Here is a 23,333-nt window from a genome sequence, read left to right as displayed (position 1 = left end):
GCTGTTACCGGCTGTTACACAAATAGGAATTTATTTTCTTTGATAGCTTCTTTATATTCTATCTCAATTCCTTTATAAGTTTCAAATTTTCCGCGATTAACCGGGTTGAGCAATAGTTTAGTGGGTTTGAAATCTTCGGGAAGTTTATAGTAAGCTTTTTCAAGTTCCTCAAAATCCAAATGCATAGAAATAAATTGAATATTCCCCAGGATTTCAGCATTTTCTGTAGTGAGTTTATCCACATCCACCAATGGTGCATTTTGAGCTTTACGTAACCATTCACTTCGCTTTGCATCTATCACTCCCTTGATACCAGAAGCGCTCCCAGTTATATTTACCTGCGGATAAGTTTCTCTGCGTCTGGCAGCTCTTGAAGTAGTTGCTAGTCTTTGTATAATTTCATCTGTGAGAAAAGATGTTTCTATTGGGTTATTAAATTGATCCATTTTAAAATCAGAAATTTCTGCATAAAAATCACAGCCGGTTTTTTTTAATTTTTTCATTAACTTTTTATCGGCAACAAACATTTTACACAAGCCATTCCATTCAGAATAAATTTGAGAATGATAACCTCTAGCATCTAGTATTTCAATAATTTCTTTCTTCTGTTTCGAAGGAATAGAGAATGAATGTCCAGGATCATATCCATATTTTTTGCAATGATCCACGATTTCTTCAATATATTTTGCAACTAAACTCATACCCAAATATAAAAAAAACCGCCCTACAAAATGCAGGGCGGTTTCTAACTAACTAATCTAACAAACTATTTTAGATACTTCTGGCTTGCTCTAAGAATATAAATGAGCCTTCGGTATGTTCGTAAGCTTTAAGGGTGATCCTGGCGCCTGCATCTGCTGTCCAGTCTACTCCGCCAAGCAGGAAGATCTTCTCTTCTGCAGCAGCAATCGTAGAAGCATTCGCTCCACCGCTTCCAATAAGTGTATAAACACCACCGTGAACAGGATTAGACAATGCTGTAATCGCTGTAGGCACTGTGTTCGCCTGAAGTTGGTATTCACCACTTCCCGCCAATACATCTGGAGTCGCAGTATCCTGATCAACCAGTTCTGCCTCGTCAAAGGTGAAGGTTCCGTAGTATCTACCTGGTAGAAGGTTAGATTTACCAAACTGTTGAAATTTAACCAGGTCTGATGTCCCGTCGTTGTTGTTTTGACCTTCAAACATCAGTGATAATGGTTTACACTTAGTACCGAATACACGGTAAAAAGCTTCTCCACCATCACAGCTTCCTACTTTTACAGCCACACCTATTGATCTACCGGTCCAGTTAGCGAAGAATTCTTCTATTTCTAAAGGAGATCCTGGGTATCTAAATTGTGGAAGTGATGTAACACTAATATTATCTTCCTCACCATCACTAGACCTTGGAAGATCGATAGTGGTGGAAGTAGCATACATTAAAATTGCATACTTATTTTCTTTGAAAAGAAACTGTCCCGGCATCTTGATTTTTTTGGAATCTCTACCTGGAGCATTCTTTACATCATCCCAATCCCATATTACTATGTGATTGTCTTTACCCTCGGAAGCACCAATAGCTCCACCAAGCGCTGACTTAAGAACATTTATTTTTACATAACTCATAATCTAAGTTTTATTTAAGTGAATTAAAGCCGATCCCAGAGTATGAGATCGGCTGTTAAATTATCCTCGGGCAATCTCTCTGAATTTGCCACCGATAAGTTCTACTGTTAAGAATTTACCTGTAGTAAGAGCGATGTCTGCAGAAAGGAAGAAGTTTCCTCCGTTAGCAATTGTAGTCGCATTATCATTAGATCCACCGGTGATGGTATATCGTTCACCTGGAACTGCACCTTCAATAGTAGTAAGTGCAGTAGCTTGTGTGTTTGCACTGGTCACAAAGCTGTTACCTTCTTCAGCATTAGCTGTAGTAGCATTTGCTGCTAATACAACTTGCTGCTCTTCTTCTTCAGCTCCAACCATTTTTCTTTCAATCTCGATGAATTTTCCACCATCAAGTGCCTGAAGCACTAAAAGGCTTCCATTGCTCGCTACGAAGTCACCAGCCTCAAGGATGATGTTCGCATTGTTCTTCACGGTAGACTTCAGGTTATCTGCATTACCTAAGATGTAAATACGCTCTCCTGGAGTCGCATCTGCGAAATTGGTAATATCTGTAGCCTCGGTGTTATTAGCGCCCACTACGATGCTCTGGTGATCTGCAAGTGATGGAACAGACTCGTTAGCCGGTACCGGCACATATGTATTAGTTAAAAGCTCCACATCGTTAGAAAATACCAACTGGTTCTCATAGCTATTTTCTGGCAAGTCGTATTGCTTGCGCCCAAACATGGCCACATAAGCGGAAAGTTTGTAATCTCCATAAGCCTGGATATCTCTTGGATCTGATCCACCTTTTCTAAACTGGATAAATCCATCTTCGTCAGGCTTATCAGTTAACGCATATTCATTATCCTTGGTAGTGATGTACATAAAATCTTCACCTTCCATCTGATCATAAGTAACCAGTTCAATGTTAGAGAAATCGTCTACAGTATCTGTATCACCTTTATAATCGGTATTTCCACCGTAAATAGTTCTTCTTGAATCATTGTAAGCTCTTTTCCAGGAAGGAGATAACACGAATTGAAGATCTGGAAGAATACTTACATCATATGGTAAGTTCTCACACATTTTCTTTACATAATCATGAACGTTTAGCTTCGTAGGTTTACCCATTTTGAATGGACGGAACTTAACTCCTCTAGCGTCAAGATATAGTTTCAAGAATCCAGAAAAGTTATTCATAAAGCTAGCAGGTGTATCTCTCTCTTCATCCTTGAAGTAGACTCCACGACCCATTACGATCTTATCTTCTTTACGCGCACGTTCCATGATCTTACCAACCACGTAGTATACATACGTCATTTTGTGAGGATCTGAATCTGTGATTCCAAGGGATGCTATGTGCTTCAGGTAGGATTTTTCCAGTTTCTTAAGTTGGTATCCTTTAAAAAGCATATCGATCTGGATGTCTCTTACTTTTCCTTTCTCAGCAACAAATTTCACTTTGTTTTTCGGTAAGAATTTAGATTTCAGAGACTGCGTGATCTCACCGGTTACGATTTGTGTATGGATGTACTCATCAGAAACTCCGGAGATTAACTCTACGTATTTCTTCATTTCCAAACCATCCAGCATGGTATCGTGAATTCTTTGATCTTCCTTACGGAAATATGCCTGGATGTCTGAGTTCAGCTTATCAATATTCGCTGTCTCAGTCCAGTTAGTTTCCGCAGTGATTTGATGTCCTCCAAGCGCCTGTCTCGCAGCTTCGTTCCAAGGGCGACCTTCAAAGGCATTATAGGAATGGTCCTGAGCAAACAAATGCGTTTTGCTGTGTCTAATATTCGCGTTCTTCATATGAGATGCTTTGATAGTTTCAACCGACTCGTCTCCTTCAGGAATTCCAGCCAGCATCTTCTTTTCGGCTTCCAGTTTCTTAATTCTGGAATCCATGGTGGTTAATAATTTCTTTGATTGTCCACCAGCAGTTTTTGCCGGGGCTTTTGCAGACTTAGATTCGTCTGGAGCACCTGCTCCTTCTTCCTCCTCTTCCTCGCCTTCACCACCGTCAGAGTCTTCACTCATATACTTGGCAGCAAGTGCCTGGATCTCTGCATCGTCTTCTTCCTGCTCTTCTTCAGCACCAATCTCGGTGTTAAAGTCTTTCAGGTACTTTTCAGAAAATCCTTCTTTACCTGCTTTCGCATCAAATTCGGCTTTCTGCTCGTCACTCAATTCAAGTTTTTCCTTGTTATCCATTAATGTCTTCGCATCGATATTAAAGAAGGCCATCAGGAAAGGGAAAAACACTTTTAAATTTTTCATTTTTCTTGTTTTGGGTTAATTATTCATGTAGGTTCTCACTTGTGAGAGGAATTTGACCTCTTCCACAGCCTCTTCAAAATCCATGATCCCGTCTATCAAACCAATTTCCTGTGCTTCTTCAGCATAGAACATTTTACCCTCGAGGATTCCCTCTACGTCTGTCTTTAATTTTGGGCGTTGTGATTTGACGAACTCCTGGAATTGAATCGCCAGCGGATTCAGGTGCTCTTTCTTAAATGCTCCATCTTTACCTTTTAGGGCTTCGTTGTAGCTTTTATGTTTAAAGGAACTCTGGGAAGCGTAGATTAATCGCTCTTTAATTCCCATTGCCTTTAAATATTCGGTGTAGTCGATTAGGGTTGCCATCACACCAATACTTCCAAACATGGAAGAGATGTTATTGCGGGCAACTAACTTGTCACATCCAACGCCTGCATATAGGTTTGCGCTGGCACACATATCGGCAAGGCCGATAAGTGGTTTTGTTTTTTTCTTCTGAAATTCTCTGAATGGAGCAATGGCGTTTACAGAGCCGCCGCCAGAATCCAGTAACCAGATGTGACCAATGATATTAGGATCTCTTTCAAAGTATTCCGCGATTCTCACTAATTCTTCAGCGCCCCATCGATACCAGCTTCCTTTTTTAACCATAGGACCGGAAATCTCAATGACTCCAATACTGTTGATAGGTGTGTTGGGATTTTCATTTCGATCTATAGGCTGCCCGTCCTGATCAATAATATATCCGCGGACTTCCTTTTTAAAATTAGGATCGGCTTGGGAAACTTGTTTTCCCTGCAGGATCTGTGCAACCATTAATAGCCATGGCTGTGCGTGCTGCTCAGATAGCGCCCAAGTGCTCGATAAAATTTCAGATTCTGTGTCTGTGAACATTGTACAATTTTGGTAAGTACAATGATAGAAGCAGCGGGATGCTTAGAAAAGGACACAAAAAAACCGCCTGTTATAGCGGGTTTTAAAGACTTCTAAGTATTCTTAGAATATTTAGGAAATTATTCCATTTTTGATCTCAAAAAGGTCGAAAACAACAGGACAAAGTGTCTCAAAATTACGTCATGCGTTGTAATTGCTGGCGTTTCGCCTCTGTTTCTCTTTGATAGAACTTGACAAAGGTGGCGAATTTAGTTTTTGAGTCGGAAATATTGTATAATTCCATGAATTTGTTGATTGCGAAGTGAATAGCCCCTTTGTTTTTGCCATTCATTTTATGGGTCACTTCTGCAGCTAAAATAAAATGATAAAGATTTGTCGAAAACCAGTCTTTAAAGACAGCGATAATTTCTTCTATTTCATCTTCATCTAAACTCAAGAATCTGGATCTTCCGTCTAATGCAGTTTTATTTCTTCGGCGTGCGTGATCTGAAACAGATATATAAAGCGTGTAGCCATCCTTTTCAAAGGCGGGTCTATTGGATTCTTTTAATCTACTATAGATCAATTTACCAAAACTATTCTTTTGATTCACGTGTAGTGCTTTGACTTTATCTCCACTATCTGCTATCTCTAAAGGCTGAGATTTCATTTGAGAAAATAGAAATTCAGCTAAGTATTTCGGAAAAGGGAAGGGGATTAGTTGTTTACTCACAGAGGGTTAGTAGTAGGGTTAAACGAAATTATAATATTATGTTAAGTAATCCAAGTAAAATCTTAATTAGCAGCTGAGCCAATACCATAGCCCGTCATTAGCGCTGTCAATATATACAACGCGGTTTTCCACCAGGGTTGTTTCTTTTTCTCTTCTGCTTCCAATCTTACAGCGGCTATCTGGGCGTTATTCTGGCGTAGATAATCCTTTAGTTCCAATTCGCTTACGACCGACTTTAATTTATCGATCGCAGCCCACTGGCTTGCCATGGTTAACCCATCTTTGATAGATTGCGCTTTAATGCGATCGCATTTCCTGAATTCAGATTCTACGTACTGTAGCGTTTCCATATCCAGGCGGGAACTATCTATTTTCTTTTGCGCGCCTTGTGATAAGACTGGCAAGGCTGTCAGCATCATTAATGTGATAAGGAGCATTTTCATAAGCATCGTTTTTAAGTTGTTCTTTTTCCTGCTGAAACTTCTCGGCGGTAAGAATATCTTTTTCTGAAGCATCTCTTAAACTATCCACGCTTTTGTCGATCTTCCGGATCTCGGCTTCATTTTTAAGTTTTTGCTCTTCCAGGCTTTTATCCAGAGTCTCTAGTGCCTTATTGGTTCCGCTTAATTCTGAATGCAACTGGTAAATAAAAAAGGCCGCCACTGCAATGATGATGAGATAGAGCAGATCCTTGATTTCAAACTTAGATTGGTTCATAATTTTAATCATTGCCCAGAGATAGAAAAGCAGCACAAATGTTGAAGTCGCTACCATAAAGCAGAAAAACTTCAAGCGCCTTTCTATATTCCGGAGTTCGTTACTCAATTTTTTATTGCAAAACCATTAATGATCTCCAGCTCGAATTCATCTGGGCATTGTTTCAACAATTTTCCAAGAGCTGTTCTGGAATCATGGAGATCCATCCTGCCATCGCCGTTCTTCTCTTTTAATCCCATTCCTACCATCACGCAACCACGAATCTCTGTATAGTAATTACCGGCATGAATAAGAATATACGCCCGGCCTTCAACGCCTGTAATGTGAAAGTGGTTTTTAAATTTTGCTGAAGTTCTTTTCTTTACGGTGTAGGTTCCCGGAGGAATACAGCTAACATTCTGTAAATTTCTTTTCCAGGGCAGCTCCAGCGTATCACAATCCCATTCGCTCATATCGTCATTGTCCAGGACGAAAAGCCGGCCCAGGGTTTGCACACCGTCATCGCTAATTCTTTCTAGTAGTAATCGTTTCATTTGAATTTAAATATTTTGATAAATGCTTTTATAATTTCTCTGCAGCGGTAAAATCCTGCGCCGTTTAAAATGATAAGTCCGTCGATGTATGCCAGGATGTAAATGGGAAAAAAGAGATCCATCATACCTAACTGAGAATCTTCAGATTTTGCCATGATATAAAACAGGTAAATTGCTGTTCTAAGAAGGAAGTATGCTTTGACCGGGAATCTCAAACGGGACCAATACAGGAAAAATCCGTAGGTCATGTGCATGTATGCGGCCATAAGAATTGTAAAGGCCAGATCATGAAAATAGTTTGGCAGGTCCCACCACCAGCTGTTGTACTCGAAAAATCTCATTTCTTATTGTTTTTAGAGCGATTAGAGAACCAATCAGCGAGATTATCTGCGAACTTCTTGAAAGCACCCCCGGCACTATCAGTAATACCATCTATAAGTTTTGGAATGTTTCTTCTCAGGTTTTTAATGATCTCCAGGCTAAATATGCCAAAGGCAAAGGAGCCAATTAAGCATAACACGGTGGCGTATTGATATTGCAAGTGAATTTCGTAACCAAACCATACCATGATGCAGGCAAGCACGTAGGTGGCCAGTACTTCTTTTTTGGTAACGCTGGCATCAAAAAGGTTTCTCATAAGCATAGAGATCACAGGACCTACTACTCCCAGAATGAGAAATTTTCGCGTTCCATCATCTAAACCTAAAAACCAGGTAATGATGGTACCGGTTAAGAAGAATACCGCATACAGTGCCTGCAGAATTTTTTCGTTAAACATTCTTAGAGTTTTTGAATTTCAGCACCGTCATTAAGGGCAATTGAGTTGATATCATTGGTTTTTTTCTTTTTTATAATTTTCAAAGGCTTCCATGAGATGTATCAGATCGAACTTATTTTGTCGATCACTATCTCTAAAACCAAAAACTTGTGCTGGGTATGTTGGACTGCAACCTGAACATTCTAGTTCTTCGACTAGCTTTGAATTAAGAATTAGGATAAATCTGTATTCTCTGCCCTCAATAAACTTATCATCGGTCTTAACTAAATAGCTTCGTCCAGAACCTTCCAGGTAAGTTTCTTGACCATATATTTTTCGGACTCTCAAATCGATGTTATGATAGCGTTCCTGACCTACCACTTGAAGGCTGAAGCATACAGCCATTAATAGCATTAGTAATTTCATTTTAGAATTGTTTTGAAATAATTTTTAGGTGGGATGGTTTTTACTTTTTTAAAATTTGAGTCTATTTCCTGAATAGTGAAATCTTGTATACGAATAGGATCGCCACTCATAAGTCCTAAGGTTTCATGCTCAAGACCGAAAAAATGAAAAAGCTCATGGTATAAAAGCATTTTAAAAATTGAAGGATGCTTCAATACTATTTCTGAAAAGACGATGATTACTTCATACCGTTTTTTTTGTGGGTTGTATACTGTACAGATGCTGGCAGCCCTATATGGATTGTCGCTTTCACAGTAATTATTTAATTCGCTTTTAGGAAGTATCAGTATGCCTCTTAGGTCTTTATCTAAAAAGTATTTAGAATTGAAGCCGTTACGATTTGCATCATCGTTAAATTCTAGAATGGCAGGAAGTACAACCTCCGGGTAATTGGTAATTAACCCCTCGGTTTTCTGGCTATGAACGCTTAGGCTTAAAAGCAGGAATATGGACAGGAAGAACTTTACCATGGCAACAGTTGATTTAAAAAGTCTGTTCTGTAGAGATAGCCGGAAATAAATGCTATGATAATGATCGCCCAGGTAATTTCACCTTTGTATTTTTCGTGCCATTTACGGGAATCTTCCTTTTCCAGAAGTGCAAAAATTATTTTAAGATCTCTTTTTTGTGAATCGCTTATTCTTCTACCTTTTACCAGGTATGCCCACGCCAGGAAGAATGGGGTTTTAAGGGTAAGCATAGCAAACCTATACCCGGTATTCCAGCTGCTTTTCCCACGTCTACGCATTTCCTGTCTCAGTAATTTATCTGCGCGCCACGTCATTTTAAGGCTAGCTGAAGCGTTGAGACCTACATATAAATAATCGTGCAGCATGGCGTCCAGGTCCAGCCACGGAATATCACATAACTCTTCAGTCATGCTGGCGCCGTTAAAATGTTTTGGGTTTCTTAAGAAATAATCAAAAGCCTGGTTATAGGGACCGCGTTCGCTAATCTCATATTGCCAGAGCTGCAGCATCACATCCATATCTCTTTTAGCCTGGAAGATCAAATGATCATCCTGCATAAAGAAATCATTGGTGCTGGTAAACAGGTTTTTAAGGAAGGAAATCAATCTCATAAAAAAAGCACTTTCAGTGTATTAACAAAAGTGCTTTTTTAGAGTAGGGTAGAAAAGGACAGGAAATTACGGAACCGCAGGATCTGGATCCGGCTGGATTTCCAGGCTTTCATCGATGAGCTCGAAAGCTCCAGCTGCTCCGTTTAAAATCTCCTCCGGAGTTTTGGCCAGGCTGCCATATATGGAAGTAGTGTTGCTGGTGAATAACAAAGCCTCTGGCAAAGTGCCTATAAATTTAGGATCGAAATCATTCTCTCCTTTGATAATATTGGATCCAAATAAATCGAAAAGCTGAGAGATCTGTGCAGGACTATAAGTTTTAACTCGCTTTCTCAAAAATTGATAAATAAAAATCGGAGATCCTGGAGCTGGATCTTGCCTCTCCACTTTTAATCGATCAAAAATCTCGATCTCGTAATTTCCAGATTTAATATTTCTTTTAATCGATTGGATCTCCGGGCTTATTATTCCTTTTTTGCTTTCTAAAGCATCGTATAAAAGATGTATTTTGCTTCTTACTATCATGTTTTAAAAATTATTATTCAGTAATACGATTTTTGACGTTCCTCTCCCGGAGATTATTTTTTTACCATCGCTAGTTGCTGACATCCCAAGACCTCCAGATGCAAAATTTACAGCGTCTGTAAATGTGTAGCTTTTGACTATTGTTGTAAAATCGTAAGGATTTGATACTTCAAATAGTTCTAATTTCGCGCCATCCCTAGTGGAATAAATAAACTTTTTACCGCTATCATAAAAAGAAATTCCATCCAAGTAGTCGGGAGCATTGTAAATTATAGTTCCAGAATTTATTTTTGTTATATCCCAAGCTGTTGAAAGCTCGCACTTTCTAATTCCATTACTTCCATCTGCTATAACGCAATTTAATCCATCCTGAGAAAAATATAAACCATGAATAAAAGGAAAAGTCATAGGGCTGTTTTTTCTTGTGCCTGTTCTAGTTGTAACATCCCAGGGCGTTGCTAGATCCCAGCTGTATATCCTTTTTTGAGCATCTGTGCCATAAAAAAATCTAGTGCCATCAGGTTTAAAAAATAATGAAGTCTGAAAAGTAGTAGGACTGAGTGATCCGGACGTGCTTGTGATTGAGCTTGATAAATCAAAAGGCTTAGGAAGAGTATTTTTATAAAGATTATAATTGGTTAAATGTATATGGAAAATTGCATCCCCAGAATCAGGCATAAATAAAGAATAAACTGCTCCGATAGAGAATTTACTTTCTTCTATAAATTGTACTGGCTCTCCTTGTAATTTCTGCCTTTTTGAAAAATTAAAATTTGTCCTGCTCATTATTTCGAGATCCTTAATTTTCCATTCACTGGCTCAATAAATAAATATGCAGATCCATCGGCCTCGATATCTGATCCGTTTGGAGCATCCAGATCCTCTCCAGGAGTTTGAGCCTGATCTGCGATCACTGCAGCTCCTCCTGCGTTGCATTCGAGATTCGCTCTAAAATTTGAAATTCCAGGAGATGGCCAGGTTAAAGTCACAGATGCGATCACAAATAATATTTTATCAATATCTGCCGCAGTTAATTCTCTGGAGATATCCACAATTACTGGAGCATCTTTTTGATCTGCATGATCCTTTGCAGATTGTAAATTACTGGCAAGTGCAGACTCCAACTCCGCTACCTTTAGATCATATTCTTCCCTGGAGATAAAATCTTCAGCGCGTATATAATCTCCCTTGGTATAGCGAATATTATCCAGGAAGAAACCAAAATTTGCACTGTCTAAGCCTACATACTGGATTTTAAAGCCAGTTATAAAAATAAGTGTTGGTTTATCTATGGGAATGGAAAGATCCTGGTACGTGCTCGTATCATCCAGATCATAACCAAACGCCTGTAAATTCCCTAGAAAATATCCTACACTTTCCCCGCTGGATGTTTTTCCGTAGATCGTAAAACTTAAAGGGTTAGTTCCTCCATAAGCTACTTTATTCTTAAAGAAAAAGGGCAGTTCTCTAATTTCCCCGGCATCTATAGGAACATCTGCCGTAAAAGTGACCGAATCATACCTTTTAATTCCGGTTGCTTCAATAGAGATTGTGCCATCTTGTGGATCTACTCCGCTGGCAAGATTGATGCGCGCACCTCCGGTAGTTTCTGTAACCGTCCAGCCGGGAGCGGCACCTTCATTATAAATAGGCGTATTGCTTACTCTATCTGGAGCTGCGGCATTCGCAGGAATAAAAAAGAAGGTGACTTCTATTTGAGTGTCTGGATCTATAGTTGGTTTTTCCGGAGTGGCAGAAGCATTTCCGGTAATCTTTACAATCTGGCCCTGGTTATTTAGTACTACCGCGTCAAATCTTCCATGAGTGGCATCGGCAGCATTTAGCGTAATAGGTTGCACCACCGGTTCGGTTTCGGTTCCAAATTCCTGGTCGTAAAAAATCCAGTGTGCAGAAAATTTAAAATCCATCCCGCCCTGGTAATTCCTGCTAACTGAAATAATTTTTTTCTCCAGAGCCTGTCCGCCGGTTAAACTCCGGGCATAAGCTTTGGAAGCTTCGAGGGTTTCGGCTGCTTTCTGGTCTACATACGCCTGGCTTATGCTGCTGGAAAATTCAAAAGTAAACCAGTCGGCATCATCTTCATCCCAGATGGCTTCTTTATCATTTCCGCCAACTACGCGCAATACTGCACGCCATCCTGGCTCTCCGTTAGGATAGGCGATTCTTAATTTATCCAGGGCGCTCTGTCCGCCTTCAGTATCTACAAAATATCCTTTAAAATAAGTAGCTCCGCCACCGCCGCCTGGCGTAGTAGGATCTGTGGTCCATCCAAGATTTACACAGCGATAACAGCTACCGTCCAGCAAATAGGCAAAAGCGCCTTTTGGCGGATTCGAAAACTTTGCCTGTAGCGCAGCGAGATCGTCATGTACATCATAAAATAGGGCGTTGGCGTTAAGCTTATCACGAAATAAATTTATTTCATCTGCAGATACCTGACCTTCGGGATCTAGTAGCGGCCTGCGCTGCTTTTTATCTGGAAACGCTATTTTTTCTGGATATGGCATTAGGAGAGGGTAAAGGTTAAGGTGTACGGGAATCCTAGTTCTTCAACAGGATCTGCAGCGGCCCCAATATATTTTATGGGTTCTATTGCTTTCTGGCTGAAGGTAATTTCAGTCCTACCGTTGTTAAAACTTATAGATGCGGCCATGGGACAATCTTCCCAGGCTAGATCGTAATACTGGTCTTTTTCGGTTCTTACACGTACCTGGTACATCCCGCGAATGAGATCATCGAGTTCCTTGAACTGTTTATCGTTTAAACCGGGATAACTAAGCTCCAGTGTATTATCGTAAATACTGCCGTTGGGAGTTTGCCGGGACCTGCTCTTCCATTGTATTTTTGAGAGCGTGGTGTAAATAGCCGCGAGATCTGGGAAGGTATTTCCCCAAACGCTTTTGAGCGATACCTCGCAGATATCTTCTATGGTATTGTTATTCTTTGCCAGCATACAAGTACAATAATAAGATGCGGTTACTGGTGATAAAAGGACAGCCGTTAAACGGCACTTTAAAAGAGACTCAGCTTTTCCGTTGGATTGCTCAGGTCATAATTGGCAGTCATCGATTCGGTTTTCTTCTTTCCAGATTTCCCGGTATTATTGGAAACGCTCACCGTTTGTTCTACCGTTTTTTGCTGCCAGCCGAATTCTTTGGTGTATTTCTTTAAGATCTCGCTGGGATAACTACTGAGTAAGAACTTGCCTTTGATCTTTGATAAGGTTTTTAGCAGGTTTTCAAAATCATCGATGCTGTACCCGTCGTAATGGCCACAATCTGAATTGTAATACGGTGGATCGCAGTAGAAAAAGGAATTTTCACTGTCTCGGGAATTGATGATACGCAACGCATCGGTGCATTCTACCTGCGTATTCTGCATACGAATGCTGAATTCTTCGGTAAAGCTTTCACGTCTTCGGGCTATTTTTTGTGAAGTGGTTCCTTTGCTTTTATCATATCCCCAGGAACCGTCCAGCATGGAAGCAAAAGATTGCGAAGCCAGCACCCAAACCGCCCAGGCTCTTTTTATCCTGGTAAATAAATGCGGATTGTCATACACTACCTTCGCATCGCTGTGCAGGGATCTTGAGTGTAATGAGATCCTGATCATCTTCTCCAGGTCTACAAAATCGTTCTTGCAGACTTCATAAAAGTTGATGAGTTCTTTATTGGTATCGTTAATCACTTCAATTTCTGAAGGTTTCTTGGCCCAGTAAATAGCGCCGCCACCTATAAAAGGTTCAGCGTAAAGTGTATGATCTGGAAATAACGGAATAATGGTATTGATAAGGTTCTGTTTTCCACCGTAGTAAGAAATAGGTGTTTTAAGTTCTGCAGACATTGGGTATAGATTTATTTAAACTGTTATATTTGTATCCTCTCAAAACCTTGAACAGCGCAAGCGTACCCTGAAGGCCTTGGCCTCCGGTGGTGCGTTTGCGCTGTTTTTGTATTAGGTTTTGAGAGATCTATACGAGCCGGAGGCCTTTTTTAACTGCTTCCGATTTAAGTGATACAAGTATAGTTCTACCAGTTATTTTAGAAAAAGACATGCTTCGAAAGGCTCACACTTCGATGCTTCGACAGGCTCAGCACTCAGTTTGGCAATAAAAAAGCCCCGAAAGTGCGAGGCTGTTGATTTAGTGTAAATCTACACTGTTTTTGGAGGTTCCATATTCAATAAAATTTTCCGTTAGAGATTCCAACGCATTGCCAATGCCAGTGACCTAAAAACCATTGAATGTATACTGAAACATAGTAGCTGTCCCAGCCAATTCTATGATCGTATACCTGGTGTTTAAACTTTATTTTTTTGATCACTGCATGATGGTATTTTTCTAAATATGTTTTAAGCTGGTCTTCCGTGTCAAACTCCTGCACGGTTTTCATGCTCTCTTCCAGGCCCCCACATTGATTTCTGAATTTGATTTTATTCATCCTCAAAGAATTTAAGAAGATCCTGACTCATTTTTAAGGATAAAGGTTCATCTAATTTTCCTTTAAGTTTCTGGGCACTTTTCTCGAGTAAGAAGGAAATTAGAGTTAGTTCATTTTCTTCCAGTTCCAGAACTACTCGATCTTTATGCTCGTGGTGATAGACTATCATGATTCCTTAATTTCATGTCCAGGGCATCCACCTCCAAAAGGATCAAAACCTTCACATTGGGTTGAACTTGGGAGCAGCTTCCAGCCTTCGGCTTTACGATCGGCGATATATTTCCGGGCGGCAGGATCGCTCATGGCCTTGCCATTTTCGTCGTTCATAAGACCGGCGATAGACCGGCCTTTATAGTTTCTTAAGAGTCCGTCGATATTGGTACTCATGTGTCTCTTTATATTCATCTTAAAAAAATATTCTAAAAGTCTCGCCATAGGGATCTGGATCTGTGATCTCTATTTGAAAACTTGATTCGGTTAATAATTCTATTTCTACGGCATCGTTGCCATACCTTCCTCTTAGGTGCAGCACCTTTTTAACTGGCCGGTGTGCGTTTACGTTGATGGTTTTATCGTTCACACTTACGGTATACGGTCCTTCATTACAGTTGAACTCCACATTTCCCTGGCTGGGATTGGAAGCGTCAAACCAGTAGTAGATCTCAGGTTGATGTAGAAATACATCGATCATCTCCATATTTTCCTGCTCCAAATCATTGGTGGAGCAGGATAGGAGCATAAGCAGTACTAAGCAAAGTGATTTTTTCATGTTGTTGGGTTTAAGATTTCTGAAAAGTCCAGGCTTAGTTGTGCCTTTCTGGTGTGAGATAATGGATAATTAAACCAGATGCATTCCTGCACGGGAGTTTTGCGGTAGTTGTTTCTTTTAGTAGAAAGCACCACTTTTTCCCAATCTGCATATAGCTCGTTCATGAGGTCGCAATTGTAACCACTAATCATGACCTTCCCCTGGATGTCGTGCAGTCTCTCTGCCAGCTCATAATGATCAGCATCGGTAAAATCGAATTTGTAATCGTCGTGAGCAGATCTGCTTTCGTTTGGATATGGCGGATCGGCATAAAAAAATGCTTCTGGAAAATCTATTCTTTCCAAACACTCTTCATAAGAGTAATTCGTGATCTGGTAATTACTACCCAGGATCTCTGCGATTTCATAAAGCTTTTCAAATGAATTATTCCATCTGCTTACAGTTTCGCCACCTTTACAATTGAGTTTGTTCTTTGCGAGATGCCAACCTTTTTTTTTTCTTTGGGAACCTAATCCCATGTAAGATTGGCGAAGTCTCACATAGAAAGTACGCGCTCTTTCTATGTGATCTGGAGACTGGCAGTTCCAGCTATCGTCATATTCTTTTTTGCTTACCGGCGTGAAGCGTAACCTGGTTAAAAGTTCGTCTCGATCATCGCGTAACACCTTAAAGAAATTGGTGACATCTGAATTTATTTCGTTCAGTGTTCGAATGCAATTGCCTTCGTAATTTAGAGACAGCACCGCGCTGCCTGCAAATAGTTCTACCAGGTGCACAAACTCTGCGGGGAAATACGGGTAGATCTCATCGATGTAGGAAAATTTTCCACCGAAATAATTAAAGGCTATTTTCTTTTTTGAATTTCCGCTCATGACTTATCAGTTTGCTTAGTAGCTGTATCTAGAAGTTTTTTAGATATCTCCCTCATATCTTCTAGATGAAATTGTGTTGCTTCCAGTTTTCCTTTTAAAAGATTCTCAGCTTCTGTTTTTATGTTTTTCTCTTTAGCAACATTTACAAATGCTTCCATTAAAATTTGAAAAAGTTGCGGCGGGCATTCTAATAAAGGTTTGAATTCTTGTACTTCACAAGGTTCTCTTTCAATCTTTTGTTCAATAATTTCAGAACCATTGAAATGAAGGAAAAAATAATCCTGACCTCTCTGAAGTCTCGCAACTATCTTTACTTTATTACTTAACCAATGGTTTTCTATAAAAATTTCTATCATACTTCAAATCGTTTATTAAACACTTTTCCGCAGCTATGGCATATGTCTGCAGTGAGATCCACGCCAACTGCCGACTCTAATACCACCGTGGTTTTAGAACCATGAGTGCAAAAAAGTGTATGGATACATTTTTTTAGTTTTCGGTATTGAAATATGAGAGGTAGTAATACATCTGCTTTTCTTCGTCCCATCCTTTTTCCAGGTGTTTGGCTGCACCGGTTCCTTTATCGATCTTGATCGTTAGGCCGGTATCCAGTTCTATATCTCCTTTTACTTTTTTAAGTGCTTCGCTTACGGCATCATTCTCGATCGCGAATTTTTTAGTATTGCTTACATCAAAACCATACACCGGTGCTTTTTCGAATTGGTACCGCTCGAATTCGCTATGCATTTCTTCTGGTACCAGGTCTACAAATACATCTTCCTCAAACTCATCGGTCGCAGCAAAAAACTGGAAAGCATCGTTTACAAAGGAAATTTCGGCTTTACGATCTTCAGCAGGGCGTATCACATCTTTAGCGAAATCGCGGCAAAATTTCAAGTAGTTCTTAGTTTGCGCACGGGAATCGTTCAACTCCTCCAGTCCCAGGAAGTTCTCTACCCAGTACTTGGTGTCATACCGGTTAGAATCCATATACAGCACCTTTGGCTCTGCGGTTGCAATGATAATAGCACCTTTATCGAGTTTATTAAGGTTTACGCCTTCCTGAAGAATGGCATCCAGGCGGCTTTCTTTTTTCTGAAACTGGATAAAATCGTATTTCATTTCAGACTTAAAAATGCCGATGCCACTTACTTTTTCGTTGTTGATCTCTATATTCTGAAGATCACATACGTACAGCTCACCGCTTTTAATATGCGGGTGAATGGACTGGTCATACAAATGCTGGGCGATATCCTGGCTCATTTCCATATTGAAGGGTACCAGGAAGTCCTGAAGTTCAGAATCTTCTGAAAATTGGAAGTAGCGTTCTTCTTTTTCACGGAAAGGTTTCAGAAAAAATTCTTTGATCACCGGCCTAATTTCATCGGTAAGTTCAAAAGGTTCCCTAGAGATAAACAGTTCTTCCAGTCGCGCCTTGTTTCCAATTTTATGGATGTACAGGCGCTCGATGTTTACATTAAATAAATTGATCATAATTTTACTTGTTTGCGTTAAAGGTTATTTCTTTCTAATACTTTGAATTTTGCTATGTTGTATAAATGAGATTTTCCTTCTAAACTTTGTAAAGTCTTATCAAGGTTATCTTTGCTGAAGTGCTTAAGTGTTGGGGAATTAATTTTAAGAGAAGCAATTTGTGGAAGGCCGTCTTGAATCAATAGGCAATAAAGAGAATCGTACTTTTTGTTTTCGTATAACTCTTTTAACCGATAATAGAAATCGACCATTTCTTTTGAAGCAATTTTCTCTGCAGCTTTCTTTAATCTGTCTGTATTTTCAGCATCAATAAGCGCCATAATCAGACTATTTGAAGGCTCTATTAATCCAGCATGCAGCAAGATATTTTCAAGCTTATCAATAATCTCCTTGTATTTCACATCTACTTTTTTCTTTAAAACACTAATCTCTTTCTGAATTTCATTTTCAATAACTTCATCTTTGAAATTGAGTAAATATCTTGCCCTTGCTACCAGTACTTTTTCTGCAGGCATCACCACTAAATCATCACCATCCTTAAGAAATTCTCCAAAACCAAGTACTATCCAATAGCCTTTTGAGTTGATCATTAATTTTACGGGATCTTCTTCTTTTTTAAATTGTACCGGAGAAAAGCTTCTTTTAATATTGATAGATTTAACAAGCTCTTTGGTAATTCCCTCTTTTTCTAATTCTTTATAATTCATTGCGTTAAAGGTTATTGCTAAAAAATAATGTTTGATTTATGCCCTGGCGATAGTAGATTTTCTTCTCCTTTACCAGGTTGTTTAAATGCCGCTTGATAAGCGGTAGAATAATCCCGGGTGATTTCCCACATATTTCTGAAAGCGAGATCCCTGAACCGTTGCCGGTCTTTTTAGAATTCTCCTGGATAATCTGGAAGATGGTTTCCATTAGTCCAGGAAGTTTATAGGGCGTTCCACTTCTTTAAATTCATAAACCCAAACCCAGGGATTTGATTCCCATGGCTGCTTTTTAGAGTTTATTGATTGCCAAAGGGATTGAAAAGATTCTTCTGGAGATTCAGCAGGAAAATCTTCGAAGTGATCTCCAATAGGATATATGTGATAGGTTCCTTTTCCTACACACCCCAATTTGCATAAGGAAGAAATACATGATGAATTACTTTCACATTCAGCAGATAAAACTCCTTCCGCGATCGCATCTTCTTCGGAAATATCCTGAAGGCGTTCTACTCTTACATCGGTTACTTCCAGAAATTTTCTGCAGGCTTCCTTCGGCATATAAATGGAAGGCTTCCATTTGTGATAACCATAGATATTTGGATTATTTTTTGAATCAGCTCTATAAAGAAACATGTGATGTATATCCAAAGACTTTTTCCAAGTTTCCCGAACCCAGATGATATCACCTTCAGTATATTTTGGACTTAAATAAATAATATTTCGTTTCAGATTTCTTTGATAAAAATAAAATTCACTTCCAGCTTGGTTTTTGAATTGCCAGTTATCCGGATCTTTATTGATTTCTTCCAGACCTTTTGTTCTCCTGGTTTGTGTTTTTCTTCCGGCGGCCAAAGCTTCAGCCATTGGCGTTCCCATTAAAATTGGTTTAATACTCATAATTCTAGCGTTAAAGATTAATTGTTTAGGTTACTGTCTACCGCAAATTTTTTACTGGTAAGCGGCAGGAAAGGATCTATTTGTTCTATAAGTCCCGCGCATTTGGAGCGGTGCAGGGAATTGCTGGTTTCCTGCTGGTAGTAGTGCAAACTGTCACTGGCGACATAAGCCATAAATACTTCCAGTTGCATGCTGCTTTTCTCAGGTTTATGCGGTGCAGAAAGTTTTTTAAAGACTTCATGCCCGTATTTTGAGAGAATGGAGTAGTGTACACAAGCCTGTATTTTTTGATCATTATTGATCAACTCTATTAAATGCGCAGCGTAATAATGCGTGGCTTCATTCAATACTTCCAGATCTGTAGTGTCTAAAGATTTCAGCGGAATTTTTTGATTATTCATAGCTCTTAATTTTCTCCTATGATGGGTTTGCCTGGCGTATGATTATCGAAAAACATCATCTTCTTAATATTTTCACCGTGTTTCTTTTGAAGCCTGGATCCCATTTCTCCGGAAATCATTTCCAGCCTACCATAGCGCTTATCGTCTTTAAAAAATGAAAACCAGACGATGCTATCATCGTTGTGCAAATACGCCAGCATCTTTACCTTGCTGCAGTGCGTGCAGCTGGCGGTTTTCTTGTGTGGGCATTGTTGTTGTGAACTCATATCAATTTTAGCGTTAAAGGATTACTATGCTTTAAATCGGTTAAGGTTGGCGCGTTCGGCATCAATTAAATTGCCGAGACCTTCCACAATCGTTTGGTTCAAATTATGGCTGCAGTAGCGTTCCAGCTCCTGGAAGTCAATTTCTCCGGATAAATATTTTCTAACCTTGGCGCGGACCTTTTCATAGTCGCTTAGCGACCTGGAGTTGGTCCCGGGTTTTATAGATTTGTAGCCGTATTTTTCTACCCGGTCTGTTTTTATTCCTGCTTTTCTGGAGGTATGCGCAGCACGTTTCTCTGCCCGGCGTTCTTTTCGCTTGGCTTTGTCCTGCTCGTTTTTCTTCCAGGCTTTTTCCAGATACCAGAAGCCAACTTCTTTGGCATCTCGTCGCTGGGTGTCCAGGTAATCGTTGATGTATAAAAATTGCCATTTTCGTTTTTTCGCCCAGCGTTCAGCGCAGTTGATCATCCACATCCACTTCTTGAATTCGCGGTACATCTCGGTTTTTGTGTAGTACCTACCAGTGAAATTCTTCAGTTTTTGATCTTCTAACTCCTCAAATCCCCGGTAAAATGCACCTGCAGCACTCTGGTTTTTCTTTTTTAGCCTGGAAATTACTTTCATGAATTCCTGGTAGAGTAGCTCGGCAAATACCGGCTGGCTTAGAATTCCGTTGCCAGACTCATGCTCCAGCTCTTTCATTGGCGGGATGTGATGCACATGTTTGTTGGCTTCCAGTTCCAGGCAAAGTTCCCAGGTATCCTGGATCCTGTTTTCGAGATTTTTAGAAGGATGCACTTCGACAGGCTCAGTGCTGCAATTCTTTGGAGCTTGTGGTGAGCCTGTCGAACCACGGCCGCCCGGCTTATTCTGTTCCGGCCGCGGGGGGTTCGGGGGGCATAGCCCCGCCGAAGAAGCAACGCGGTCCTGATCCTGTTTTTCAGCGCACAAAATTTCTTTTTCTGAAATTTTGCTTAAACCTCTTTTTTCCGATTCAGCACTTGCAATTCCACCGGGTTTTTCTTCGCTTTTGGTGACCCTGTGTGTTCCTGTAGCTGCCGTAGATTCGCCTTTTTGCGAATCGTTCCTTTCTCCTGGGGATCCGTGGGCATCCCCTTTATTTTCATTCTTATCTTTATATGATCCTGTAGTATCATCACTATAGGTGGGTTTTCCAGTTTTAAATTTTATAAATGGCTGTTTTTCAGGGTTTTGAGTTTTCGAAGGATTATGGTCTTTTATGGCTAAAATTTCAGGGTTAAAATCCACAGAAAAGCCCATATTACGGCCGTGCGATTTATAGTTGATCAGGATACCCGCTTCCACAAGATTGTGCACGTGCGCAAGGATAGCGTCGTTCTGAAAGTTAATTTGTTGCACGCCTTCTACTTTGTAGCGCTTAATGTTTTCGCTATTGGTAAGTAACCTGGGCAGCGTTCCCATGGTGGTGACTCCGGCATTTAATTTTTTCGCGTTCATGGCTTTCACCTGTGCCGCGTAGAAGCAAATGAGCACCGGCAGCGTTACCAGCATTTCATTTTTGAGTTGATGGTAGGTGCGCAGGAGAAAGTGCGTGCCGTTGGCTCTATTGAACTCCAGTACTTTTTGATTGTAGGCCATAGGTTCTTTGCTGGCCAGCTTATGTTTTTGCTTAAAATCTATCCAGAGTGCTTTTTGCTGGGTGGTATGCTTATCTTGTTTTAAGGCTCTGCGAAGTTCCAGGTTAATCTTATTAATGCCTTTACTCTTTTCTTGCTGCCGCTTGTTGTAATCCCTGGCGGCTTTTTTGCCATTCTGAATAGTATCCCGAATAGACTCTTTATCGATATAAGGATATCTGTATACTTTTTTCTGCGGAATTTCCTGCGGAACCGGTTTTAAATGCTCCAGGTTCTGCTGAAGTAAATTGGCTATACTGTTTTCGTGGCTTGACGATGGTTGCATACGGGGGTTTTTTAGAACTGCAATGCAGGCCGGGGTAGGTTTCACCGTCCCGGCGGCGTTGCAGGGAGGTTATACCTCGCTCTTGGTGTTTTTAGAATTTTTTATATATTCTTTTGCTTCGGAAACTAATTCCTGGATAGGTTGTTCTTTCGGTTCCATGTTGTCTAGATCCAAAAACAATTCCTTTTGATAGATCTCGATGAGTTCGTTCCTGAAACTTTCGTACTCGTCTCTTGATATTTTTTTGAAAGGTGATCGCCACATCGAAGAATCTTTTATGACTGATCGATCAAGTTCTTTTACATTCCTAGCGTGACTACCAATGCAGCTATTTTTCCCAAAATCAGATTTGAATGATCTAACCTTATAATCTTTGCCTTTCGAAGCATGTAGCCTTATTTCTTCTACTTGAGTGAAAGATGAATGATAGGTGTTAGTATCGGTATATAGTACGTCTTTAGATTCCTTCCATGCTACAAGTTCTAGATCATGAAATCTATCGCTTGTATCATCTCTGAAGTAGTAATGCATCATAACTTTCTTCTTTTTAAAAAGGGCAGGTAGGGCTGCCCCAGGTTTAATTATGAGGGCATAGTTGCCCTTACCCGCCATTAGGCAGGTTTTAGTTTATGCCAGGCCTGGTGAAACATACAAGCCAGACCCGGTTCCTTTAAACTAGTGGAGAGGGCAGGATTCGAACCTGCACCATACTTACCTCTTATCATAGGGCGTTGGAGTGTCGATCTCCGCCGCTTGCAACATTTGCGCTCAGCATGGACTTACTACCACTTCAGTGCTTTTAGCCACTCTGCCACCTCTCCGGTTGCTCGTCTCTCCGAGCTGTCCTCCTGTCATTCTTGCGCTACCTACAGGCCGATAGCGAACCACTCTATTCCGGGGTCAAGGGCAGTTTATCCTTATATCTCAGGTCATTTTTAAAACTTTCCCATAAAAAACATCTCGCCTGGTGGACAATCCAGGAATTGAACCTGGGACGCACAGATTTTCAGTCTGTCGCTCTACCAACTGAGCTAATTGTCCTGTTGATCATCTTTCTGCCACCGCACCTCGAATAATCCAGGTAATGATCTGGCGGTCTGCACGCTCTTAAAAACCGACCGTACTTAAAAAGACTGTCACGATACCTATGCGTTAATCGATTCGTGAAAAAGAACGCTTCGGGTCGGTTTATAAGAATTAGCCTTCCGTGGTGATCTTCCTTGGGAGTGGAGGATCTGGTACCGTCATTCTCATTTTGTAACTTTTGCTATCTATAATTCCCAGGATATAATTCATGTGGTAGGTTGCACCTGCTTTGGTGAAAATTGGAGCGAACACATCTGGCTCTTCCTGGTAATTTTCGTGGTAGATCTCCTGGGCGCGAATAAGATCTTTGCGGGTGTAGGTTTTTTTATGAAAATCTGAAGAGAATTTGACAGACTGGTGAAATAGCTTCGCCATAATACCAGCCAGGATAAAATTTATACCAGCTAGTAAATATTCTTGATTGCCCATATGATATCCTAATTGATACATTATAAAAGCGGCGGTAAGAATAAATTGAATAGTTCCCAATTTTCTTTTTTTACTTGCTAAGGAATATATCCCCAGAGCAATTATGATTGTCCATAATCCAAGGTTTACATAAGTCATTTAATTTCCGGTTAAAATATTAGCGAGCATGAGTCCTTCATTGCCCGGGCGAAATTCTTCTCCTAGTTGATCTGCCACATCATCCAGGATAGATCTTCTTTTTTTCTTTGGTTCTGGTTTCCCTATTTTTTGATCGCAGTACTTCTGTACTGTTCGCAGCTCTTCCTCTCCCAGAGAAGGAAGGCCCAGCATGATCATATTTAGAGAAGCGTTTGCCATTAATTCAAAAATCTATTGGTTTTGGTTTATTGAAAAGGACGCCAGCTCCTGTTCATTTTTCCGTAGCTGCTTTACATAAATTTGTAAGAGC

Annotated in this window: 34 protein-coding genes and 2 tRNA genes; all 36 read right to left on the bottom strand. The window is 40.2% G+C overall.

Annotation, left to right across the window (positions count from 1 at the left end; all coding sequences use genetic code 11):
* Window positions 1–14: 14 nt before the first annotated feature.
* Window positions 15–701, bottom strand: coding sequence for a hypothetical protein (locus JM79_RS15960; RefSeq protein WP_141879114.1), 687 nt, complete (start codon window positions 699–701; stop codon window positions 15–17).
* Between the two features lie 70 nt (window positions 702–771).
* Window positions 772–1,608 carry a hypothetical protein gene (locus tag JM79_RS15955; protein ID WP_141879113.1) on the bottom strand — a complete coding sequence of 279 codons (837 nt, stop codon included), beginning with the start codon at window positions 1,606–1,608 and terminating at the stop codon, window positions 772–774.
* Window positions 1,609–1,668: 60 nt separating this feature from the next.
* Window positions 1,669–3,876, bottom strand: a complete 2,208-nt coding sequence (locus JM79_RS15950) for a hypothetical protein (protein ID WP_141879112.1) — start codon at window positions 3,874–3,876, stop codon at window positions 1,669–1,671.
* A gap of 15 nt (window positions 3,877–3,891) precedes the next feature.
* The gene (locus JM79_RS15945; protein ID WP_141879111.1) at window positions 3,892–4,770 is read right to left on the bottom strand and encodes a S49 family peptidase; all 879 of its coding nucleotides are present in this window, start codon (window positions 4,768–4,770) and stop codon (window positions 3,892–3,894) included.
* Window positions 4,771–4,945: 175 nt separating this feature from the next.
* The gene (locus JM79_RS15940; RefSeq protein ID WP_185739520.1) at window positions 4,946–5,482 is read right to left on the bottom strand and encodes a hypothetical protein; all 537 of its coding nucleotides are present in this window, start codon (window positions 5,480–5,482) and stop codon (window positions 4,946–4,948) included.
* A gap of 62 nt (window positions 5,483–5,544) precedes the next feature.
* The gene (locus tag JM79_RS15935; RefSeq protein ID WP_185739519.1) at window positions 5,545–5,832 is read right to left on the bottom strand and encodes a hypothetical protein; all 288 of its coding nucleotides are present in this window, start codon (window positions 5,830–5,832) and stop codon (window positions 5,545–5,547) included.
* 13 nt (window positions 5,833–5,845) lie between these two features.
* The gene (locus JM79_RS15930; RefSeq protein WP_141879108.1) at window positions 5,846–6,199 is read right to left on the bottom strand and encodes a hypothetical protein; all 354 of its coding nucleotides are present in this window, start codon (window positions 6,197–6,199) and stop codon (window positions 5,846–5,848) included.
* A gap of 104 nt (window positions 6,200–6,303) precedes the next feature.
* The gene (locus JM79_RS15925; protein ID WP_141879107.1) at window positions 6,304–6,732 is read right to left on the bottom strand and encodes a DUF5675 family protein; all 429 of its coding nucleotides are present in this window, start codon (window positions 6,730–6,732) and stop codon (window positions 6,304–6,306) included.
* Window positions 6,729–7,073: a hypothetical protein gene (locus JM79_RS15920; protein WP_141879106.1), complete on the bottom strand. Its 345-nt coding sequence runs from the start codon at window positions 7,071–7,073 to the stop codon at window positions 6,729–6,731. Before JM79_RS15920 ends, JM79_RS15925 begins: the two co-directional genes overlap by 4 nt.
* Window positions 7,070–7,510, bottom strand: a complete 441-nt coding sequence (locus JM79_RS15915) for a hypothetical protein (protein ID WP_141879105.1) — start codon at window positions 7,508–7,510, stop codon at window positions 7,070–7,072. The genes JM79_RS15920 and JM79_RS15915 overlap by 4 nt, the downstream gene beginning before the upstream one ends.
* A 51-nt stretch (window positions 7,511–7,561) precedes the next feature.
* Window positions 7,562–7,915 (bottom strand): hypothetical protein, encoded by a 354-nt coding sequence (locus JM79_RS15910; RefSeq protein WP_141879104.1) that lies wholly within the window; start codon window positions 7,913–7,915, stop codon window positions 7,562–7,564.
* Complete coding sequence (locus tag JM79_RS15905) at window positions 7,912–8,424, bottom strand: hypothetical protein (RefSeq protein ID WP_141879103.1); 513 nt, start codon at window positions 8,422–8,424, stop codon at window positions 7,912–7,914. Before JM79_RS15905 ends, JM79_RS15910 begins: the two co-directional genes overlap by 4 nt.
* On the bottom strand, window positions 8,418–9,035 hold the full coding sequence (locus tag JM79_RS15900) for a hypothetical protein (RefSeq protein WP_141879102.1): 618 nt from the start codon (window positions 9,033–9,035) through the stop codon (window positions 8,418–8,420). The genes JM79_RS15905 and JM79_RS15900 overlap by 7 nt, the downstream gene beginning before the upstream one ends.
* Window positions 9,036–9,101: 66 nt before the next feature.
* On the bottom strand, window positions 9,102–9,560 hold the full coding sequence (locus JM79_RS15895; protein ID WP_141879101.1) for a hypothetical protein: 459 nt from the start codon (window positions 9,558–9,560) through the stop codon (window positions 9,102–9,104).
* Window positions 9,561–9,563: 3 nt separating this feature from the next.
* The gene (locus JM79_RS15890) at window positions 9,564–10,346 is read right to left on the bottom strand and encodes a hypothetical protein (protein ID WP_141879100.1); all 783 of its coding nucleotides are present in this window, start codon (window positions 10,344–10,346) and stop codon (window positions 9,564–9,566) included.
* Complete coding sequence (locus JM79_RS15885) at window positions 10,346–12,088, bottom strand: hypothetical protein (RefSeq protein ID WP_141879099.1); 1,743 nt, start codon at window positions 12,086–12,088, stop codon at window positions 10,346–10,348. The genes JM79_RS15890 and JM79_RS15885 overlap by 1 nt, the downstream gene beginning before the upstream one ends.
* Window positions 12,088–12,534 (bottom strand): hypothetical protein, encoded by a 447-nt coding sequence (locus JM79_RS15880; protein WP_141879098.1) that lies wholly within the window; start codon window positions 12,532–12,534, stop codon window positions 12,088–12,090. The genes JM79_RS15885 and JM79_RS15880 overlap by 1 nt, the downstream gene beginning before the upstream one ends.
* Before the next feature lie 59 nt (window positions 12,535–12,593).
* The gene (locus JM79_RS15875; protein WP_141879097.1) at window positions 12,594–13,424 is read right to left on the bottom strand and encodes a DNA adenine methylase; all 831 of its coding nucleotides are present in this window, start codon (window positions 13,422–13,424) and stop codon (window positions 12,594–12,596) included.
* Between the two features lie 335 nt (window positions 13,425–13,759).
* The gene (locus tag JM79_RS15870) at window positions 13,760–14,020 is read right to left on the bottom strand and encodes a hypothetical protein (protein WP_141879096.1); all 261 of its coding nucleotides are present in this window, start codon (window positions 14,018–14,020) and stop codon (window positions 13,760–13,762) included.
* Window positions 14,013–14,189, bottom strand: coding sequence for a hypothetical protein (locus tag JM79_RS16180; RefSeq protein ID WP_185739518.1), 177 nt, complete (start codon window positions 14,187–14,189; stop codon window positions 14,013–14,015). Before JM79_RS16180 ends, JM79_RS15870 begins: the two co-directional genes overlap by 8 nt.
* Complete coding sequence (locus tag JM79_RS15865; protein ID WP_141879095.1) at window positions 14,186–14,407, bottom strand: hypothetical protein; 222 nt, start codon at window positions 14,405–14,407, stop codon at window positions 14,186–14,188. The genes JM79_RS16180 and JM79_RS15865 overlap by 4 nt, the downstream gene beginning before the upstream one ends.
* Window positions 14,408–14,426: 19 nt before the next feature.
* Window positions 14,427–14,789 carry a hypothetical protein gene (locus tag JM79_RS15860; RefSeq protein WP_141879094.1) on the bottom strand — a complete coding sequence of 121 codons (363 nt, stop codon included), beginning with the start codon at window positions 14,787–14,789 and terminating at the stop codon, window positions 14,427–14,429.
* Complete coding sequence (locus tag JM79_RS15855) at window positions 14,786–15,661, bottom strand: DNA adenine methylase (protein WP_141879093.1); 876 nt, start codon at window positions 15,659–15,661, stop codon at window positions 14,786–14,788. Before JM79_RS15855 ends, JM79_RS15860 begins: the two co-directional genes overlap by 4 nt.
* Complete coding sequence (locus tag JM79_RS15850; protein WP_141879092.1) at window positions 15,658–16,017, bottom strand: hypothetical protein; 360 nt, start codon at window positions 16,015–16,017, stop codon at window positions 15,658–15,660. The genes JM79_RS15855 and JM79_RS15850 overlap by 4 nt, the downstream gene beginning before the upstream one ends.
* 133 nt (window positions 16,018–16,150) lie before the next feature.
* The gene (locus tag JM79_RS15845) at window positions 16,151–17,155 is read right to left on the bottom strand and encodes a nucleoid-associated protein (RefSeq protein WP_141879091.1); all 1,005 of its coding nucleotides are present in this window, start codon (window positions 17,153–17,155) and stop codon (window positions 16,151–16,153) included.
* Window positions 17,156–17,172: 17 nt separating this feature from the next.
* Window positions 17,173–17,862, bottom strand: coding sequence for a hypothetical protein (locus JM79_RS15840; RefSeq protein ID WP_141879090.1), 690 nt, complete (start codon window positions 17,860–17,862; stop codon window positions 17,173–17,175).
* Between the two features lie 4 nt (window positions 17,863–17,866).
* Window positions 17,867–18,070 (bottom strand): hypothetical protein, encoded by a 204-nt coding sequence (locus JM79_RS15835; RefSeq protein WP_141879089.1) that lies wholly within the window; start codon window positions 18,068–18,070, stop codon window positions 17,867–17,869.
* Window positions 18,070–18,759 carry a hypothetical protein gene (locus JM79_RS15830; protein ID WP_141879088.1) on the bottom strand — a complete coding sequence of 230 codons (690 nt, stop codon included), beginning with the start codon at window positions 18,757–18,759 and terminating at the stop codon, window positions 18,070–18,072. The genes JM79_RS15835 and JM79_RS15830 overlap by 1 nt, the downstream gene beginning before the upstream one ends.
* Window positions 18,760–18,776: 17 nt before the next feature.
* Complete coding sequence (locus JM79_RS15825; protein WP_141879087.1) at window positions 18,777–19,160, bottom strand: hypothetical protein; 384 nt, start codon at window positions 19,158–19,160, stop codon at window positions 18,777–18,779.
* Window positions 19,161–19,165: 5 nt separating this feature from the next.
* On the bottom strand, window positions 19,166–19,426 hold the full coding sequence (locus tag JM79_RS15820) for a hypothetical protein (protein ID WP_141879086.1): 261 nt from the start codon (window positions 19,424–19,426) through the stop codon (window positions 19,166–19,168).
* Between the two features lie 24 nt (window positions 19,427–19,450).
* Complete coding sequence (locus JM79_RS15815) at window positions 19,451–21,370, bottom strand: hypothetical protein (protein WP_141879085.1); 1,920 nt, start codon at window positions 21,368–21,370, stop codon at window positions 19,451–19,453.
* 69 nt (window positions 21,371–21,439) lie between these two features.
* The gene (locus JM79_RS15810; RefSeq protein WP_141879084.1) at window positions 21,440–21,904 is read right to left on the bottom strand and encodes a hypothetical protein; all 465 of its coding nucleotides are present in this window, start codon (window positions 21,902–21,904) and stop codon (window positions 21,440–21,442) included.
* Window positions 21,905–22,049: 145 nt separating this feature from the next.
* Window positions 22,050–22,191 (bottom strand) — tRNA-OTHER (locus JM79_RS16175).
* 144 nt (window positions 22,192–22,335) lie between these two features.
* Window positions 22,336–22,411: transfer RNA gene (locus tag JM79_RS15805), tRNA-Phe, on the bottom strand.
* A gap of 156 nt (window positions 22,412–22,567) precedes the next feature.
* A complete protein-coding gene (locus tag JM79_RS15800; RefSeq protein WP_141879083.1) occupies window positions 22,568–22,945 on the bottom strand; it encodes a hypothetical protein in 378 nt (125 codons plus the stop codon).
* Window positions 22,946–23,023: 78 nt separating this feature from the next.
* On the bottom strand, window positions 23,024–23,242 hold the full coding sequence (locus JM79_RS15795) for a hypothetical protein (protein ID WP_141879082.1): 219 nt from the start codon (window positions 23,240–23,242) through the stop codon (window positions 23,024–23,026).
* Window positions 23,243–23,333: the final 91 nt, after the last annotated feature.

This window comes from Gramella sp. Hel_I_59 (genome assembly GCF_006714895.1).
In the GTDB taxonomy this organism is placed as follows: Bacteria; Bacteroidota; Bacteroidia; order Flavobacteriales; family Flavobacteriaceae; genus Christiangramia.
Note: the sequence above shows the minus strand (reverse complement) of the source record. Positions and strands in the feature narration are given on the sequence as shown.

What these genes read in the sequence shown, in the direction of transcription:
- JM79_RS15960 (WP_141879114.1), bottom strand. Translation starts at nt 701, where the DNA reads ATGAGTTTAGTTGCAAAATATATTGAAGAAATCGTGGATCATTGCAAA.
- JM79_RS15955 (WP_141879113.1), bottom strand. Translation starts at nt 1,608, where the DNA reads ATGAGTTATGTAAAAATAAATGTTCTTAAGTCAGCGCTTGGTGGAGCT.
- JM79_RS15950 (WP_141879112.1), bottom strand. Translation starts at nt 3,876, where the DNA reads ATGAAAAATTTAAAAGTGTTTTTCCCTTTCCTGATGGCCTTCTTTAAT.
- JM79_RS15945 (WP_141879111.1), bottom strand. Translation starts at nt 4,770, where the DNA reads ATGTTCACAGACACAGAATCTGAAATTTTATCGAGCACTTGGGCGCTA.
- JM79_RS15935 (WP_185739519.1), bottom strand. Translation starts at nt 5,832, where the DNA reads ATGGAAACGCTACAGTACGTAGAATCTGAATTCAGGAAATGCGATCGC.
- JM79_RS15930 (WP_141879108.1), bottom strand. Translation starts at nt 6,199, where the DNA reads ATGAACCAATCTAAGTTTGAAATCAAGGATCTGCTCTATCTCATCATC.
- JM79_RS15925 (WP_141879107.1), bottom strand. Translation starts at nt 6,732, where the DNA reads ATGAAACGATTACTACTAGAAAGAATTAGCGATGACGGTGTGCAAACC.
- JM79_RS15920 (WP_141879106.1), bottom strand. Translation starts at nt 7,073, where the DNA reads ATGAGATTTTTCGAGTACAACAGCTGGTGGTGGGACCTGCCAAACTAT.
- JM79_RS15915 (WP_141879105.1), bottom strand. Translation starts at nt 7,510, where the DNA reads ATGTTTAACGAAAAAATTCTGCAGGCACTGTATGCGGTATTCTTCTTA.
- JM79_RS15910 (WP_141879104.1), bottom strand. Translation starts at nt 7,915, where the DNA reads ATGAAATTACTAATGCTATTAATGGCTGTATGCTTCAGCCTTCAAGTG.
- JM79_RS15905 (WP_141879103.1), bottom strand. Translation starts at nt 8,424, where the DNA reads ATGGTAAAGTTCTTCCTGTCCATATTCCTGCTTTTAAGCCTAAGCGTT.
- JM79_RS15900 (WP_141879102.1), bottom strand. Translation starts at nt 9,035, where the DNA reads ATGAGATTGATTTCCTTCCTTAAAAACCTGTTTACCAGCACCAATGAT.
- JM79_RS15895 (WP_141879101.1), bottom strand. Translation starts at nt 9,560, where the DNA reads ATGATAGTAAGAAGCAAAATACATCTTTTATACGATGCTTTAGAAAGC.
- JM79_RS15890 (WP_141879100.1), bottom strand. Translation starts at nt 10,346, where the DNA reads ATGAGCAGGACAAATTTTAATTTTTCAAAAAGGCAGAAATTACAAGGA.
- JM79_RS15885 (WP_141879099.1), bottom strand. Translation starts at nt 12,088, where the DNA reads ATGCCATATCCAGAAAAAATAGCGTTTCCAGATAAAAAGCAGCGCAGG.
- JM79_RS15880 (WP_141879098.1), bottom strand. Translation starts at nt 12,534, where the DNA reads ATGCTGGCAAAGAATAACAATACCATAGAAGATATCTGCGAGGTATCG.
- JM79_RS15875 (WP_141879097.1), bottom strand. Translation starts at nt 13,424, where the DNA reads ATGTCTGCAGAACTTAAAACACCTATTTCTTACTACGGTGGAAAACAG.
- JM79_RS15870 (WP_141879096.1), bottom strand. Translation starts at nt 14,020, where the DNA reads ATGAATAAAATCAAATTCAGAAATCAATGTGGGGGCCTGGAAGAGAGC.
- JM79_RS16180 (WP_185739518.1), bottom strand. Translation starts at nt 14,189, where the DNA reads ATGATAGTCTATCACCACGAGCATAAAGATCGAGTAGTTCTGGAACTG.
- JM79_RS15865 (WP_141879095.1), bottom strand. Translation starts at nt 14,407, where the DNA reads ATGAGTACCAATATCGACGGACTCTTAAGAAACTATAAAGGCCGGTCT.
- JM79_RS15860 (WP_141879094.1), bottom strand. Translation starts at nt 14,789, where the DNA reads ATGAAAAAATCACTTTGCTTAGTACTGCTTATGCTCCTATCCTGCTCC.
- JM79_RS15855 (WP_141879093.1), bottom strand. Translation starts at nt 15,661, where the DNA reads ATGAGCGGAAATTCAAAAAAGAAAATAGCCTTTAATTATTTCGGTGGA.
- JM79_RS15850 (WP_141879092.1), bottom strand. Translation starts at nt 16,017, where the DNA reads ATGATAGAAATTTTTATAGAAAACCATTGGTTAAGTAATAAAGTAAAG.
- JM79_RS15845 (WP_141879091.1), bottom strand. Translation starts at nt 17,155, where the DNA reads ATGATCAATTTATTTAATGTAAACATCGAGCGCCTGTACATCCATAAA.
- JM79_RS15840 (WP_141879090.1), bottom strand. Translation starts at nt 17,862, where the DNA reads ATGAATTATAAAGAATTAGAAAAAGAGGGAATTACCAAAGAGCTTGTT.
- JM79_RS15835 (WP_141879089.1), bottom strand. Translation starts at nt 18,070, where the DNA reads ATGGAAACCATCTTCCAGATTATCCAGGAGAATTCTAAAAAGACCGGC.
- JM79_RS15830 (WP_141879088.1), bottom strand. Translation starts at nt 18,759, where the DNA reads ATGAGTATTAAACCAATTTTAATGGGAACGCCAATGGCTGAAGCTTTG.
- JM79_RS15825 (WP_141879087.1), bottom strand. Translation starts at nt 19,160, where the DNA reads ATGAATAATCAAAAAATTCCGCTGAAATCTTTAGACACTACAGATCTG.
- JM79_RS15820 (WP_141879086.1), bottom strand. Translation starts at nt 19,426, where the DNA reads ATGAGTTCACAACAACAATGCCCACACAAGAAAACCGCCAGCTGCACG.
- JM79_RS15815 (WP_141879085.1), bottom strand. Translation starts at nt 21,370, where the DNA reads ATGCAACCATCGTCAAGCCACGAAAACAGTATAGCCAATTTACTTCAG.
- JM79_RS15810 (WP_141879084.1), bottom strand. Translation starts at nt 21,904, where the DNA reads ATGATGCATTACTACTTCAGAGATGATACAAGCGATAGATTTCATGAT.
- JM79_RS15795 (WP_141879082.1), bottom strand. Translation starts at nt 23,242, where the DNA reads ATGGCAAACGCTTCTCTAAATATGATCATGCTGGGCCTTCCTTCTCTG.